This is a genomic window from Pseudomonadota bacterium (genome assembly GCA_039815145.1).
Classification (GTDB): domain Bacteria; phylum Pseudomonadota; class Gammaproteobacteria; order Steroidobacterales; family JBCBZW01; genus JBCBZW01.
The window spans coordinates 52,087-67,708 of sequence record JBCBZW010000005.1; the positions used below are offsets into that span (position 1 = coordinate 52,087).

Sequence of the window (15,622 nt, forward strand, 5' to 3'; positions counted from 1 at the left end):
GAGGAACCGCCCATGGAAGCGATCAATCGCATACTCGTGGTACTCGACCCGTACTCCGCCCCGACCAACAAGGCCCAACCCGCCATGAATACAGGCATTACCCTGGCGCGGGAGATGGGGGCTGAGTTGCACTTCGGCCTCGTTCAATACAATAACCAGCTTCACGGTAAGTCCGCTGCCATGGCCGAGGCACGCGAGACCTTCATGCAGACCTGGCGCGAATGGCTCGCCGACTGCATCAGCAAGCTCGACACCGATGGCATCGCTCAGGTGCAAGCCCACCTCGAGTGGGACCATCCCTGGCACGACGGCATCCTGCGCCAGGCCATGAAGCTGGATGCAGATCTGGTCATCAAGGACATTCACCATCACCCGCGCTGGGGCAAATCGATGTTCACCAACACCGATTGGCACCTCGTCCGCGAATGCCCGAAGGCCTTGCTCATGCTCAAGAGTGGGCGCTGGCACAACCCGCCGCGGATTCTGGCGGCCGTGGATCCGATGCACGAACGTGACAAGCCCGCCGCCCTCGACCATCGCATCGTCGATCACGCGAAGCTCCTGCGCGATGCCATCAAGGGCGAGCTCAGCGTCTTCCACGCCTTCCAGCCGGCGATCAATCGTATCCCGGTGGAAGCAGGGGGCATTCCCCTGGATCTGCCGATCGAGCAAGACGCAGCAGCTATCGAAAACGCTCACCGCGAGGCACTGGACGCGCTCCTCGCCAACCGCGAGTGCACGGCGGACGAAGTCGTGCTGGAAGTGGGCCCACCGGCGGACTCGCTGATCGCCCGCATCGAAGACCACTCGATCGATCTGGTGGTGATGGGCGCTATCGCCCGCGGCGCCCTGAAGCGCTTGTTCCTCGGCAGCACGGCGGAACGGGTGTTCGGCGAGCTGAGCGCCGACCTGCTGGTGGTGAAACCTGCTGACTTCCAGTGCCCCGTAGACTTGCACTGAGCCTGCAGATCGACGGCTAGGTCGGCCGGCGTGCCGGCCTAGTGCCCTGTCCGACTAGTGCGTTGAAGAAGTCGGGCAGGGCACTAGCCGTCCTCGTACTGGCGCCAGTCCTCGAAGCGCACGCCGGGCACCCGCTGGAAGGTCTGGGTGGCGTCGTAGGTGACGAGGGCGGCATCGTTCACCCGCGCGATCGCGCAGGTCATGACCTCCACCGGGTTCAGGCTCAAGCCGCGACGCTCCACTTCGGCCCGCATCAAGCCGTACTCGGCGGCTGACGCCTCGCAGTACTCAAGCGACTCGAGCGGCGCGAAGAAGGTGGCCAGGAGCTGCAGGTTTTCCTCGGCCAGGGCACTGCTGCGCGCCCGGCGGGCGGCGTAGAGCAACTCACCCTGCACGATGCTGCACAGGCGGATGTCCTCGGGTTTGCAGGAGAGCAGGCGCCGGCGGGCCGCCCCGGTGGGGTGCTTCAGCAACTGAGTGCAGATCCGCAGGTCGAGGAGATACATGCGCTGCCTAGGAGCGTCGTCGCGAGATCCGAGCCACTGACGTCACTTACGATCCCGCTTCGAACTCCCACCCCCGGGTAACGGCGGCTCATCCCCTTGCCAGGCGCCGAGGGTACCCGCGAACTCCTCCGGCCAGCCCGCCACCTCACGGCGCACGATCTCGGCCAGATAGCGCGAAAGCGGCATGTTGCGAGCCTGTGCGCGCCGGCGTACGGCGTCGGCAATGTCTTCCGGCACGTAGAAGTGGAGTTGGGGCAAGGCAAAAATCCGAATACATTCGGGGAATTAGGCAAATGCTACCACATGGACCGCAAATCCCCATTCAGGCATCTCCCTCATCCCCCTAGTTTCGCCGCTTGCGGCTCCCGTGGCGCCGGTGGATACCCGAAGCCTCAGCGCGCGCCTCCGGCTGACGGCGACGGGCCCGGATCGCGCTTTGGGCGGCCCGCGCCGCCTCGGCATGATCGACGATCCGCTGCGGGTAGTCGCGGCCGAGCACCAGGCCGGTGGTGGCCAGTTCGATCGGGGATGCGCTCCAGGGGGTGTGGCGGATCGGGCCTGGGAGCGCGGCGAGTTCAGGCACCCAGCGGCCGATGAACGTGCCCTCGGGGTCGTGGTCCTGCCCCTGCTTCACGGGGTTGTAGATACGCAGGGTGTTGATTCCCGTCGTCCCCGATTGCATCTGCACCTGGGAGTAGTGGATGCCGGGCTCGTAGTCCAGGAACATCCGAGCCAGGTGCAGGGCTGGTTCGCGCCAGTGCAACCACAGATCGTAGGCAGCGAAGGACATGAGCATCGCCCGAGCGCGAAAGTTGAGCCACCCGGTGTGGTTCAGGTAGCGCATACAAGCGTCGATGTAGGGGTAGCCGGTCTGCCCCTCGCACCAGGCCTCGAGGCGCACCTCGTGCGGCGCCTCTTCCTCGCGCAGGCCGTCGGCGCTGGCCGCCATGTTGCGAAACTCGATGGCCGGCGAGCTTTCGAGCTTCTGAATGAAGTGGCAGTGCCAGTGCAGGCGACCTTCGAAGGCCTTCAGATCATCGGCGAGGGCGCCACGGGTCTCGGGCGGCCGCGCCAGCAGTTGGCGCCGCCGATGGGAGGTCGCTTGCCACGCCTCGCGCATCGCGAGCGTGCCGAGGCTCAGGTGAACGCTGAGGCGCGAGCCGCCGTCCTCGGCCGTGAGCGGGCTCGACATGTGCTTGCGGTAGCCCTCGGCCCGATGGCGAAGGAAGGTCTCGAGGTCTCCCACCGCGGACGCTCGGCCCACCGTCTGCATCGGCTCGGGCAATGGGTCCGCTCCCTCGGTGAAGAGCTCCACGCCGCCGAACCCACTCGGCACTGGGGCCGGTTGCAGACGACGTGGCGGCGCCGTCAGCGGCTCGGCCATCTGCCGATTCCAGCGCCCTGCCCAGCCATCGCGCTGCTTGAGGGCCCGAGTGACCCCGAACTGCGCGTGCTCCCGAAAGCGGATGCCGTGCTCACGGCACCAATCGATGACGTCCAGGTCGCGCTGAAAGGTCCAGCCGTTGCCCGTCTCCTCATGCGCCCACAGGGCGAACACGCCGTAGTGCTCACGCAGGCGCTCGAGCGCTGCCAGAGTCTCGCCGGGAAACACCACCAAGCGCGCACCGAGCTTGCGCAGCTGTGCATCCAGGTCGACTAGGGCTTGGGCCGTGACGGCGATATGGCGTGGGGAACGATCAGGTTGACGCCATTGGGCGGGCTCGCGGACGTAGAGGGGCAGTACCGGGCCGCCCGCACGCACCGAATCGGCCAGCGGGCGGTGATCGTGAATCCTCAGATCACGTTTGAACCAGACCACCTGGGGAATTGCATCGTCACGTTCCATCCCCAGCGCTTCGCGCGCCCGCGGCAGTTAGATTCGCCGAGCCGGCCTACGAGTTGACCGGCGGTTATTGCAGGACCGATCACACCGAGGGCGTGTCACGTAGTGGCCCGAGTAACAGCCACAGGCTCACCTTCTTCCTACACTCGATCCCCTGTTTCAATGACCTGACCGGGGCGACGGATGGCTCGATGCATGAGGCGCTTAGGCCTGACTACCTTCTTCTCGCTTGGCCTTGCGATCGCAACGACCGCGCTCGGCGCCTCCCAGGACGGTTCCCTGTGGTTCGTCAGCCCGATCGGCACGCGCGCCACGGCCGAGGTAGTATCGGCCATCGACGCCTGTGGTGGCGAACGCGTGTTCACCCCTTCTGCGCTGGACACGGTGGCGGCAAGGTTGACGCGGCAACAACAGGCGACCCTGCGCGCCGCAGGCCTCGCGTTGTTTCCCGCCGATGGCGAACTCTCCACCTCGGCACCTCCCCAAGGCGCTGGCGCGACAGCGGTAGCCGCTCATACGTGGGTGTCGGGCGCCCTCGCTGCGCACCGGGCAGGCATCTTCGGCGATATCACGATTGCGATGATCGACACGGGCATCGGCCAAGCGCACGAGAAGCGCATGCCGGACCGTGTTCTCAAGCAAGTTGATTTCGTCAACGACGGAAGCGAGGGCGATCCGCACGGCCATGGATCTCACCTGATCGAAATCGCGATGGCCGGTATCGACGGCGACGACCCTGCGTCAACGGGGGTGGCCCCGCGTGCCAAGCTGCTCTCCCTGCGCGCCTTCGATGAGACCGGCAGCGCCACCTACTTCGACGTGGTTCGCGCCCTCGATTGGGTGCTCGCCCACCGCGAGGAGTACGACATCCGGGTGCTGAACCTCTCCTTCACCGCGCCGCCCTTGTCCTGGTACTGGAACGACCCGATCAACCGCGCCGTGATGCGCGCGTGGCGCGACGGCATCGTGGTGGTGGCCGCGGCCGGCAACCTGGGTCCCGACGCGATGACCATCGGCGTGCCGGCGAACGTGCCCTACGTGATCACCGTCGGCGCCATGAGTGATAGCTACACCCCACATGATGGAGGGGACGATCGGCTCGCCAGCTTCTCCTCCGCCGGGCCCACCTACGAGGGCTTCGTCAAACCGGAGGTGGTCGCACCGGGCGGTCACATGGCAGCGTGGCTAGGGCGGGACGCTCAGCTGCCGCACACGCACCCCGAGCAGTTCCGCGAGGGCAGCGACACCTTTCAGATGTCGGGCACTTCGCAAGCCGCCGCGGTGGTGAGCGGCGTCGTAGCTTTGATGCTGGACGCGCGCCCGGAGCTGACGCCGGATGATGTGAAGTGCCGACTCATGAGTTCGGCGCGTGCCGCAATCTCCGAGGCTGGCACTCCCGCCTACAGCATCTTCCAACAGGGAGCAGGCCTAATCGATGCGTTCGCTGCAATCCGGTCCCGCCGCGATGGTTGCGCCAACCAGCGCCTCGATGTCGAGGCCGACCTGGCTGGCACCCGCCATTTCGGCGGCCCCGCCAATCAGCGCGAGGACGGTCATTTCTACGTGGTCGCCCCGGAGGATGGCAGCGCCATCCGCGAGCCCGGTTACGGTTGGGATCAGTCGCCGCCAGGGCCTCTCGGCTACACCTGGAGCCAGGGGTACGTCTGGAGCCGCGGCTACACGTGGAGCCAAGGCTACACCTGGAGTCAGGGGTACACCTGGAGCCGGGGCTACACCTGGAGCATGGGGTATACCTGGAGCCAGTCCCTGCCCTGGTACGACGAGTTCGCCAGCAAGCCGGTGCCGATGGGCGCCAAGGCCCACCTGACGCGCTGGGTGTCCGATGAGTAAATCACCGTTCGGCACGGACGGGCGCCCCACCCCAATCCGTGCCGAGGGCTGCGCGCCCTTGGGCTAGTCCGCGGGTCCAGGCTCGGCCGTGGAGGGCGAGCTGTCGTCGTGGACAGGGCCTGTGGGCGTGGGCGAAGGTGCTGCCGGCGGCGGCGTGGACGGGCGACCGGCGTCCCCCATCACCACCTCGATGGGACCCGCCAAGTGCAGATCGCGCTGCGGGAACGGGATATTGATGCCCTCCGCATCGAAGCGCTCCTTCACCCGCTTGGTCACGTCCCAGAATACGTCCCAGTACTGGCTGGTCTTGGCCCATGGGCGAACGATGAAGTTCACCGAGCTGTCAGCGAGTTCACTCATCTTGATAGTCGGTGCGGGGTCCTTCAGCACCATCGGATGCTCCGAGACCACCTCCTCGATGATGCGCTGGGCATGGTCCATGTCATCGCCATAGCCAATACCGAACTTCATGTCGACGCGGCGCGTATCCAGGGCGGTGGCATTGGTGATCACGCCGTTCCAAATGGAATTATTCGGCACCATGTTCACCTGGTTGTCGAAGGTGAGGATGCGCGTGGACACGAGGGTCATCGCGTCCACCTTGCCGAACACACCGCCCGCGTTGATCACATCACCCACATCGAAGGGGCGGTAGATGAGGATCAGGATGCCGCTGGCGAAGTTGCTGAGCGTGCCTTGCAGGGCGAGACCGATGACCAAGCCGGCAGCACCGATGGCGGCTGCCAGAGGCGTGATGCTGATGCCCACGGAGGAGATCGCCATCAGCACGCCGATGGCCATGACCACCCGCCGACTACCGCCGACGAGGAATTTGTGCAGCAGGTTGGACGCGCGCGGAAGTCGACCCAACGCCGCTGCGATCACCGCGCCCACGACCCCGGAGATAAACCAGAACACGACCAGGATCCCCAGGAACTTCAGCACATTCATCCCGAGCTTCAAGCCGCCGCCCGGGCTGAGCAGCCAGGCTTTGGCCTGAGCGTAGAAGACCGACGGGTTGGTGAAGTCCACGCGCTGGCCCGTAGCGTTGGTGATGTAGCGCTGGGCTTCGGTCACATCACCGCCACGCTTGGCCAACACGGCCAGCACAGTTTGCAGGCGCTCGACGGTGGCGGTGATCACCTCCTGCTGATCGTTCACCATCTTCGCCAAGGACTCCTGCTGCGCCGAGTCTTGGGTCTTGTTGAGAGCAAGGTCCATGCGGATGCGCTCGCGCACCTCCCGCTGCAAGATGTTCAGCCACTTGGCCACGCGCTCTTCGATCTGATCTCGCTGCAGCGGCTGCAGCTCGAGCTTCAACTCGTCGATGGACGCGGTCCACGGTTCGGGACGATCGTGCACCGGCGGCTCCTCACGCACCCGGCGCACCGCGTCACGCGCCAGCTGGTCGGCGCTCGGCTCGCTACCGTTCACCGCATCCGGCACCCGGAAGTCAGCGACCACATCGACGTATCGATGCGCCTCGGTCTTATCGGCGCCCTTGACCTCGGCCGCCTCCAGGAGAATGTTGGTGCGAGCGATGAGGTCCTTTTTGAACGCGGAAATGAGCTCAGCGCGTTGGCGCAACTCATTCAGATTGGGTGCGTTCAGGTCGCGCGCCTGCTCGCGCTGGTAGCGAATCAGCACATCGCCGAGGGCCGTTGAGACGCCCGTTAGGTAGGCGATCGCCGCATCGGACCTGGCATCGATCTCGGCCAGCGGCATCGGCGTCACGGCCAACTCCAGCTCCGCGCGGGATTGGCTGGCGAAGCCAGCAGCCTCGGCACCGCCGACCACTACCCGGAAGTCCCGAATGGACTCACCCTCCGCCGGCAGCGGCACGGTCAGGGCCGTGTACTGCGGCGCCTCGTCCTCCGCCTCCTGGGCGAGCGCTGGCGCGCTGAGCAGCACGCCCACCAGGCAGTAGATCGAGGCGAGCAGCGCGATGGTCTGAGCGTTCGCGCGGTGGGGATGGGTCCAGGAAGGACGGAGCGCGGCGTCGCCGAAAGGGAGACGGAATCCGGCGGTGGGGTGATGCATGGTGAGCGATACCCGGTGTTGAGGTTTTAGGATGTTGACGCCCGAACGGCGGCCCTGCCGCTGCGGCATCTTTTGTGCGGCGCCGAGTATACCCGGGGTCTTGCTGCTGTGCGATGGCGGTGCCGATGAGCGCTCAGTCGATGGCGGCTGCCTGAGCATCGGCGAACTGCAGGGCGGCCAGGCGCGCGTAGCCCTCGTTGCGGGCCACCAGCTGGGCGTGGGTGCCGATGTCCACGATCTGTCCGTGCGCCATGAAAACGATTCGGTCGCAGCGCAGTACGGTGGCCAGGCGATGGGCGATGACCAGCGTGGTGCGCTCGGTCATCAGGTGGGTGAAGGCGTCCTGGACCAAGCGCTCGCTGTGCGCATCCAGGGCACTGGTCGCCTCGTCCAGGAGCAGAATGGGGGGATCGCGCAGCAGGGCTCGGGCGATGGCGATGCGCTGGCGCTGGCCGCCCGAGAGGCGGGTGCCGCGCTCGCCGAGGTAGGTGTCATAACCTTCGGGCAACTCGCGGATGAAGCTGTCCGCCGCCGCCGCCTCGGCCGCGGCTCGCACCTCGGCGTCGCTCGCCGACGGGCGCCCCAGGCGGATGTTCTCGAGGGCGCTGGTGCCGAAGACCACCGTGTCCTGGGGCACCAGACCGAAGCGCTCGCGCACCGCCGAAGGACTCACCTTCACGATGTCCGTGCCATCGACCAGCACGCGACCGGAGGTTGGATCGTAGAAGCGCAGCAGGAGCTGGAAGGTGGTGCTCTTGCCCGCCCCCGAGGCACCGACGAAGGCCACGTGCTCGCCCGCATCGACGGCGAGGGAGAATTCGCTCAAGGCGCGTTGCTGCGGTCGTGACGGATAGCTGAAGCTCACCGCATCGAAGCGCAGGCGCCCTTGAGCCTCGGGAGGCAGACTAAGGGAACCCATAGGTGGCGCGACCACCTGAGGCGTAGCCGCCAGCAACTCGCTCAGCCGCTCCATGGCCCCGGCTGCACGCTGCACCTCACCCCAGGTTTCGGAGAGTGCGGCCGCCGAGCCCGCCACGATCATGGCGTAGAGCAGGAACTGCCCCAGCTCGCCAGCGCTCATCGTACCGTCCAGGACGTCGCGTGCCCCGATCCACAGCACGGCGATGATCGCCCCGAACACCACCAGCACCACCGACATCATCAACAGTGCACGCACCCGAATGCGCCCCAGGGCTGCGCGGTAGCCCGCCTCGACCGCCTCGCTGTAGCGCCCGCCGAGGAGGGACTCGAGGGTGAAGGCCTGTACCGTCTGAATCGCGTTCAGCGACTCGCCGGCCAGCGCACTCGTGTCCGCCACGCGGTCCTGAGTCTCCCGAGAACGCGACCGCACGCGACGCCCGAGCACCATGAGGGGAATCAGCACGGCCGGGAACAGGAGCAGGGTCAAGCCCGCCAGGCGCAAGCTGGTGAGCGCGAGCAAGGTAAGCCCGGCCACCAGATTGAGGGTGGATCGAAGCACGATCGATATACCGGCCCCGGAGACCGACTCGATCAAGGTGGTATCGCTCGTCAGGCGCGACTGCACCTCGCCGACGCGAGTGCTCTCGAAGAACACCGGGTCGAGGCGAATCACCTTGTCGAAGACTGCCTTGCGCACATCGGCCACCACCCGTTCGCCGAGGCGAATCACCAAGTAGTAGCGAAGGGCGGCGAAGACACCGTAGGCCGCGGCGACGGCGAAGGCACCGAGGAACAGCCCGTTGATGCTGTCACTGGTGGCCTGGGCGAAGCCGGAATCCACCAGGTGGCGTACCGCGCGCGGCAACGACAGGAGGGCTGCCGACGCCGCGATCAACGCACCGAATGCCGCCAGCAGCGTCAGCCGATAGGGCAGGACGAAGGGCACCAGTGCGCGCAGGGCCCCCAGCGGGCGCGGGCGCTGACGTGACGCGGTCTCGGTGGTCTCGGACATTCAGTCATCCTCGGGCGGTTCGGTTCAAAGCCCGAGCGCACGGTGCCACAGGGCGCGCGGCGTGGCTTCACTTGGCTGGGTCGATCGCGGCAATATTCGCTTGGCGCAAAGAAGGGCGCGCCCCGATGATGGATGAGCGCCGAGATGAGTTCGTTGCAGGAGGCAAGTCCGATTGAATAACGCCAGCCGTGGAACAGCCCTGCGAGTGGCCCTGGTGGCCGCCGCCACCACCTTGGCACCAGCCCTGGCCGCTGCAGAGCCCTGCGATACACGCGACGCCACCGTCGACTACCTCGAACCGCCCTACTCCGTCGCTCAGCTTCGCCGCGCCATGGTGGCGGGCCTGGAGGTGGTGATGCGGGTGGAGTCGCCCATCGCGGGCACCTTCAGCCGCCGCATGGTCGTGGAGCAGGCCGGTGCGGAGGGCGTATCCATGCGTGAATCCACCCTCGAGGAGGAGTTCCGGAACCGGATGCCCGACACCAACGTCGATGCCAGCTGGGACCAGCTCCGCGACCACGCCTGCTTCCCGTCGGCGCAGACCGAACGCTCGCGCGTCACCGCCGAGACGCCCTTCGGCGAGCTCGCGGCCTGGCGCTACCAGGTCGACCAGGACAGCGTCCGCCTCGTGCTCACCTTTGCCGATGCTATGCCGGGTCTGCCGATCGCCTACGAACGCTACGAGGCCGGGATCCTGGTGCTCTCATCGACGCAAGCGGAGCGATCCGATCGCGCCCGGACAGCACCGACGCCCTGAGCCCACGGGACCGGTGCGCGCGGACACCGCGCCTGCGAGCGCGCATCAACTTGTACGCACAGAGTTTTGCCGCTCACGGCGCCTTTGGCCCAGAGGGCGCTGGAGAATCGCCGCCCGTGCGCCTACAGTTCAGACAATCTGTAAGCACCGTATCCCGCGGAAGGCCGCGCGCCCTCTACCTGGAGCCTTAGGTCGTGTCGCAACCCCCAGCCCGGTATCGCGACGATGGTGAGCGCACGCCACCGCTAACGGACCTCGCCTCCTCACTGCACCAGCACCTATACCACCACGCACCAGTCATCATGGCGCTGCTCGATGACAGCGGAACGCTGCTGAGCGTGACCGAGCATTGGCTGGAGGTCTTCGGCTGCCGCCGCGAGGAGGCCGAAGGGCGCTCCATCGGCGAATTCATGACGCCGAGCTCGCGACGCAAGGCCGATGAACACGTGCGTCCACGCTTCCTGAAGAGCGGGCGGGTGGATGACGTGCGCTACCGTTTCGTGAGCCGTGCGGGTGGCACCTTCGACGGAGAGCTCAGCGCCCGTCGGGCGCCGGACGCCCAGAACCGGATGCTCACGGTGGCCGTGATCTTCGACGTCACCGCCACCCGGCGTGCACGCCAGGAACTGCAGGGGGTCAACGAGCAGCTCACCACCACCTTGAACAGTATCGGTGAGGGCGTGCTCTCCACCGACGTCCACGACCGCGTGCGCTACCTGAACCCCGCCGGGCAACGCCTGCTCGGGGTCTCCTTGGAGGATGCCGTAGGGCAGCCCGCCGCCGAGATCTATCGCCGCCTGGAACGCGCCAAGCCCCTGGGCACAGATGTTCCCCCTGGCCAGCACGTGCGCAGCCATGGCACCGAGGGGGTGACGCGAAACGCGGCGATCGTGCTCGCCAACCACCGGGGCGGGCGGCTCATCGTGGAGGAGACGGTGACGCCGATGTGCGATCCCGCCGGGCGCGTCACCGGCGCTGTGCTGGTGTTTCACGACGTCACGGCGCAGCGCCAGCTGCAGCAGCGCATCAACTTCCAGGCCCGCCACGACGCCCTGACGGGCCTCTTCAATCGCTACGAGTTCGAGCGACGCCTACGTGAGGCGATCGCTTCCGCCCACGCGAGTGCCGCCGAGCACGCCCTGCTGTACATCGACCTCGATCGCTTCAAGCAGGTCAACGACAGCGCTGGGCACGCGGCGGGCGACGCCCTGCTGCGACAGCTCAGCATCCGCCTGCAGGGCGAGCTGCGCCGCGGTGATGTGGTGGCCCGCCTCGGCGGCGATGAGTTCGGCGTACTCCTGGAAGCGTGCACGCCACCGCAAGCGCTAGCCCTGAGTGATCGCCTGCGCGAGAGCGTGAGGGAGTTCCGTTTCCGCTGCGGCAACAACGCGTTCTCCGTCGGCGCGAGTATCGGCCTGGTACCTATCGCCCGCAATAGCGTGACGGACGTTGCCACCGCCCTGCGCCACGCCGACGATGCGTGCTACGCGGCGAAGCGAGCTGGGCGCAACCAAGTACAGGTTCACCGCGACGCTTGGCCACAGGCTGCTGAGGCAGCCGATGCTTGGGCAGCACCAGATCCCGAGCGCGAGCTCTGCGCAACGCTGCTGCACCCGATGGACGCCACCGTCGAGGGAATTCACCTCTTCGTGGAGTCACGTGCGTCTACGGACACGCAAGGCCACCTGACGCACGGATCGGCGGCCACCGATCGTCGGCAACTCGATCAGCTGCGCCAGGCCCTCCAAAGCCCCACGATCGAGTTCTCGGGCATCCACTTGCTTTACCTGCGCCTGACGGCGAGCCAGCTCGATGACCAGATGCTGTTGGACGTCGCCCATGCGTTGCTGGCCGAGCCCAAGGTGCGGGCGAATCAGGTGTGCTTCGAGATCTCTGAGCACGCGGCGCGAGCCGACCACGAGGGCACTATGCGCTTCATCGAAGCCCTCGGTGATCGCGGCTGTCGCTTCGCACTCGGTCAGGTGGTCGATGCGATCGGCGACCCGACTCCCCTGCGCGACTTGCCCGTGGACTTCCTACACATAGAAGAGCGGCTCATTCAGGGCCTCGGAAGCGAACCTCTCTACCGGTGTAGCGTGCGAGCGATCGCCGAGATGAGCCGCGCCCTGGGCATATCATCGATCGCCTCACGGGTGGATGATTCGTCGACGATCGAGACGTTGAAGGCGTTGCCGATCGACTTCATCCGGGGCGACGCCATCACTGCCGCGATGCCGCTCCTGGAGGCGCTGAGCGGTGGCCAGGTCGCTGTGCTAACGTCGCAGGCGGCGGGTGATCATCGCCAGCCCTGACGTCGGCAGCTCCGGCGCATTCGTTCGCGTCGCATCCCTTGAGTCACACCGCCCTGCTCGTTGTCATGCTCGCGCTGGCAGCCGTCGGACTGATTTCCCGCCGCATCGAAGGATCGAGCCTGACCGGGCCGATGCTCTTCACCCTGCTCGGTTTCGCCATCGGCCCCGCCGCCCTCGGGCTCATCGACATGCCCGTCACCCATGGCGCCATTCACTTGCTGGCGGAAGTGACACTCATTCTTGTGCTCTTCTCCGACGCGGCATCGATCAACCTGCGCGAGCTACGCCGGTCGTTGACCCTGCCCCTACGCCTGCTGCTGATCGGCATGCCACTTACGATATTGCTAGGTACGATCGCAGCCCGGTTCGTGCTGCCCTTGCAGTGGTTCGAGGCCGCGCTGCTGGCGGCGATCCTCGCCCCCACGGATGCCGCCTTGGGGCAGGCGGTGGTCAGCGACAAGCGGGTGCCTCTGCGCGTACGCCAGGCCTTGAGTGTGGAGAGCGGTCTGAACGACGGGATCGCGCTACCGCTGGTGTTGGTCTTCGCGGGCCTTGCCAGCACGATGCACGGTCACGGGTCCCACGCCGAGACCGCCCAGGCGGGCTTCGCCCTGTTTACGGCGAAGCAGATCGTCCTCGGACCCATCGCTGGCCTCGCTGTAGGTGCCGCAGGGGGTTGGCTGGTGGCCTTATCGCACCGGCATCAGTGGATGAGCGAGACCGCCGAGGGCATGATCGCCTTGGGCCTCGCCTTCGGCGCCTTCGCTTTTGCCGAATCGATCGGCGGGAACGGTTTTATCGCCGCGTTCGTCGCCGGCATCTGCTTCGGCAACTCGCTCAAGTTTCGCTGCCGTTTCCTCTACGAATTCGCCGAGGGCGAGGGACAGATCCTGACCCTGCTCACCTTCGGCGCCTTCGGGAGCACCATGCTTGCAGAGGGGGCGGGCGCCCTGAGCGTCGCCGTGGTGCTCATGGCCGTCCTAGCGCTAACGGTGGTTCGGATCGTACCGGTCGGCATCGCCACCCTGGGCACAGGCCTCTCGACCAGCACCGTCCTCTTCCTCGGCTGGTTCGGGCCAAGGGGCCTCGCCTCGGTGCTGTTCGTGTTGTTGATCCTCGAGGAGATGACCCTACCCGGAGAGGAGATCATCTACGTCACGGTGATCAGTGCGGTGGCCCTCAGCATTTTCGGCCACGGGATCAGCGCCGGCCCCGCGGCACGGGCTTACGGCGATGCCGTGGCGGATGGATCAACCGCATAGCAGGGTGCGCACCTATCGACGATGGGTCTGAAGCCTCCGTCCTTTCGCGAAACACCTGACGAGTCAACGAACGCTCGACGGCGCCACGTAGGGTTATCTCCCGATGGTGAGCTCGCAACATTCGGTTTTTCGCGACGTGTAGCGGCGTGATGAGGGCGACGTTTTTTCCGAACAGGCAAACGCTTGTGACACCTCGCGGGAATTGTGATCCGCTTCACGCCATCAGCCCTCACGCCCTACATAACATCTGGCCTCGTGTGGTGGGAGGGAAATCCATACCAAGTGCGAACACGGACGGCGTTTCAAAAAGCGTATGCGAGCAGCCAGGTAAGAACAGAAGAATGTCAGCTTCCGAAGTCGATACCATCGCGAACTACCCCGTGACCTCCGACACTCACGCCTCCCTCCTCAGCCACCCTGAGGCGTCCACGCCGCCGCCCGATCTGCGCAGCGACTACGCGGAGGTCTGCCGCGCACGTGATGAGCTGATCGCCCTCACCGAGCAATACCACTACCTGCTCGACGCCTCGCCAGTGGCCTACATCACGACCAACGCCAGCGGCATCATCGTCAACGCGAATCAACGCGCCATCTCCATGCTGGGTCTGCGCTCGCATCAGATCATGGGCATGGCCACCGTGCGCCTCGCCGATAGCGAATACCGCGGCGCCCTGGCCCGCCACCTCGAGCAGGCGGACCGCAGCGGCGAATGTGAAGTGGAACTGCGCTTGCGTACCAGCGATGAGACGAGCGTGCCCGTGCTGCTGCGCTCCGTGCCCATCGCCCTCGGCGAGGTCGGTCAGGGGGCTATCCACTCGGCCATCATCGACATCTCGGCCCTGAAGCAAGCGGAGTCCCGCTTGCGCCATGCCCATGATGAGCTCGCCGTCCTCGCCAACCACGACACGCTTACGGGACTGCCCAACCGCTCCCTGTTCGTGGACCGCCTGAACCTCGCGATGCAGGATGCCGCTCGCCACCATACGGTGAGCGCCATGCTCTTCATGGATGTCGATCGCTTCAAGGTGATCAACGACTCCCTCGGCCACGACGTCGGCGACAGCTTGCTGCAACACGTATCCGGCTGCCTGAAGCGCACCGTACGCAGCAATGACACGGTCGCGCGCATGGGCGGCGACGAGTTCACCGTGATCCTCTCCGACGTCGTCAACAGTGAGAACGCCGAGAACGTGGCGCGCAAAATCCTGGCCGAGATCAACCAACCGGTCTCCCTGGAGGGTCATCGCGTACGGCCGGCGGCGAGCATCGGTGTCTGCATGTTCAACGGCAGCGTGCGCTCCTACCGCGACCTGATGAAGCGTGCGGACCAAGCTATGTACGCCGCGAAGAAACGCGGAGGCAACCAGATCCATCTGCACGATCCGCAGGAGCACACCGATCACCTGAGCGATCTCGAGCGCGATCTGCACGTCGCCCTGGAACGCAACGAGTTCCGCCTGCGTTTCCAGCCTCAGGTGAACGCTGACGGCGAGGTGGTCGCCCACGAGGCCCTCGTGCGCTGGCATCACCCCACCAACGGCATCGTCTCACCCAACCACTTTATCCCGATCGCCGAGCAATCCGGCTTTATCCGTGAACTGGGTTCCTGGGTGCTGCGCGAGTCATGCCTGCGCAACAAGCTGCTGGCCGACCAGCATGGTCGCTACCTGCGGATGGCGGTGAACGTGTCGCCGCGAGAGCTGGCGAGCGCCGGCTACGCGGAGTCCGTGCGCGCCATTCTCGAAGAGACGGGGCACCCCGCCTCGGCCCTGGAACTCGAAATCACTGAGTCGGCGATGGAGCTCAGCGAGCACCAGCTCGAGCGCACCTTGGCGGCACTCACGGAGCTCGGCGTCTCCATCGCCCTCGACGACTTCGGCACCGGCTACTCGTCCTTCACCCGCCTGCGCAACCTGCCCATCACCCGCCTGAAGGTGGATCGCAGCTTCACGGGGGCGATCGAAGAGTCGGACGAGGATCGACGCATCGCTACGGCCATCGTCTCCCTGGCGCGCGAAATCGGCCTAGAGGTAGTGGCCGAAGGCGTGGAGAGTTCAGAGCAACTCAAGGTGATGGTGAATGCGGGCTGCGACGTGTTCCAGGGCTTTTACTTCTCCATTCCGCGCACGCACCCGGCGATCGCCGCCTGAGGGTGGGC

11 protein-coding genes are annotated in these 15,622 nt (G+C 66.1%); 6 read left to right on the top strand and 5 right to left on the bottom strand.

What is annotated here, in order from left to right:
* Nucleotides 1-12 precede the first annotated feature (12 nt).
* Entirely contained in the window at nucleotides 13-960 is a 948-nt protein-coding gene (locus tag AAF184_02915; GenBank protein ID MEO0421259.1) for a universal stress protein, read from the top strand.
* Nucleotides 961-1,043: 83 nt separating this feature from the next.
* Here the strand turns inward: AAF184_02915 and AAF184_02920 are convergent, their stop codons facing one another.
* The 3 genes from AAF184_02920 to AAF184_02930 all read right to left on the bottom strand — a co-directional run bounded on the left by AAF184_02920 (nucleotide 1,044) and on the right by AAF184_02930 (nucleotide 3,312).
* On the bottom strand, nucleotides 1,044-1,466 hold the full coding sequence (locus AAF184_02920) for a type II toxin-antitoxin system VapC family toxin (protein ID MEO0421260.1): 423 nt from the start codon (nucleotides 1,464-1,466) through the stop codon (nucleotides 1,044-1,046).
* Nucleotides 1,467-1,508: 42 nt separating this feature from the next.
* Nucleotides 1,509-1,724, bottom strand: a complete 216-nt coding sequence (locus AAF184_02925) for a hypothetical protein (GenBank protein MEO0421261.1) — start codon at nucleotides 1,722-1,724, stop codon at nucleotides 1,509-1,511.
* Nucleotides 1,725-1,809: 85 nt separating this feature from the next.
* Nucleotides 1,810-3,312, bottom strand: a complete 1,503-nt coding sequence (locus AAF184_02930) for a deoxyribodipyrimidine photo-lyase (protein ID MEO0421262.1) — start codon at nucleotides 3,310-3,312, stop codon at nucleotides 1,810-1,812.
* Between the two features lie 192 nt (nucleotides 3,313-3,504).
* Between AAF184_02930 and AAF184_02935 the strand changes: the two genes are divergently transcribed.
* Nucleotides 3,505-5,160, top strand: a complete 1,656-nt coding sequence (locus AAF184_02935; GenBank protein ID MEO0421263.1) for a S8 family peptidase — start codon at nucleotides 3,505-3,507, stop codon at nucleotides 5,158-5,160.
* A gap of 63 nt (nucleotides 5,161-5,223) precedes the next feature.
* Here the strand turns inward: AAF184_02935 and AAF184_02940 are convergent, their stop codons facing one another.
* Nucleotides 5,224-7,200 (bottom strand): mechanosensitive ion channel family protein, encoded by a 1,977-nt coding sequence (locus AAF184_02940; GenBank protein ID MEO0421264.1) that lies wholly within the window; start codon nucleotides 7,198-7,200, stop codon nucleotides 5,224-5,226.
* A gap of 133 nt (nucleotides 7,201-7,333) precedes the next feature.
* Nucleotides 7,334-9,133: an ABC transporter transmembrane domain-containing protein gene (locus tag AAF184_02945; GenBank protein ID MEO0421265.1), complete on the bottom strand. Its 1,800-nt coding sequence runs from the start codon at nucleotides 9,131-9,133 to the stop codon at nucleotides 7,334-7,336.
* A gap of 172 nt (nucleotides 9,134-9,305) precedes the next feature.
* Between AAF184_02945 and AAF184_02950 the strand changes: the two genes are divergently transcribed.
* The 4 genes from AAF184_02950 (at nucleotide 9,306) to AAF184_02965 (ending at nucleotide 15,614) form a co-directional block, all read left to right on the top strand.
* Entirely contained in the window at nucleotides 9,306-9,890 is a 585-nt protein-coding gene (locus tag AAF184_02950) for a hypothetical protein (protein ID MEO0421266.1), read from the top strand.
* A 194-nt stretch (nucleotides 9,891-10,084) separates the two neighbouring features.
* The gene (locus AAF184_02955; protein MEO0421267.1) at nucleotides 10,085-12,202 is read left to right on the top strand and encodes a diguanylate cyclase; all 2,118 of its coding nucleotides are present in this window, start codon (nucleotides 10,085-10,087) and stop codon (nucleotides 12,200-12,202) included.
* 38 nt (nucleotides 12,203-12,240) lie between these two features.
* Nucleotides 12,241-13,464 carry a cation:proton antiporter gene (locus tag AAF184_02960; protein MEO0421268.1) on the top strand — a complete coding sequence of 408 codons (1,224 nt, stop codon included), beginning with the start codon at nucleotides 12,241-12,243 and terminating at the stop codon, nucleotides 13,462-13,464.
* A 341-nt stretch (nucleotides 13,465-13,805) separates the two neighbouring features.
* Nucleotides 13,806-15,614: an EAL domain-containing protein gene (locus AAF184_02965; protein MEO0421269.1), complete on the top strand. Its 1,809-nt coding sequence runs from the start codon at nucleotides 13,806-13,808 to the stop codon at nucleotides 15,612-15,614.
* Nucleotides 15,615-15,622 lie beyond the last annotated feature (8 nt).

Coding starts and splice junctions, on each gene's coding strand:
- AAF184_02915 (MEO0421259.1), top strand. CDS start 13: ATGGAAGCGATCAATCGCATACTCGTGGTACTCGACCCGTACTCCGCC.
- AAF184_02920 (MEO0421260.1), bottom strand. CDS start 1,466: ATGTATCTCCTCGACCTGCGGATCTGCACTCAGTTGCTGAAGCACCCC.
- AAF184_02930 (MEO0421262.1), bottom strand. CDS start 3,312: ATGGAACGTGACGATGCAATTCCCCAGGTGGTCTGGTTCAAACGTGAT.
- AAF184_02935 (MEO0421263.1), top strand. CDS start 3,505: ATGAGGCGCTTAGGCCTGACTACCTTCTTCTCGCTTGGCCTTGCGATC.
- AAF184_02940 (MEO0421264.1), bottom strand. CDS start 7,200: ATGCATCACCCCACCGCCGGATTCCGTCTCCCTTTCGGCGACGCCGCG.
- AAF184_02945 (MEO0421265.1), bottom strand. CDS start 9,133: ATGTCCGAGACCACCGAGACCGCGTCACGTCAGCGCCCGCGCCCGCTG.
- AAF184_02965 (MEO0421269.1), top strand. CDS start 13,806: ATGTCAGCTTCCGAAGTCGATACCATCGCGAACTACCCCGTGACCTCC.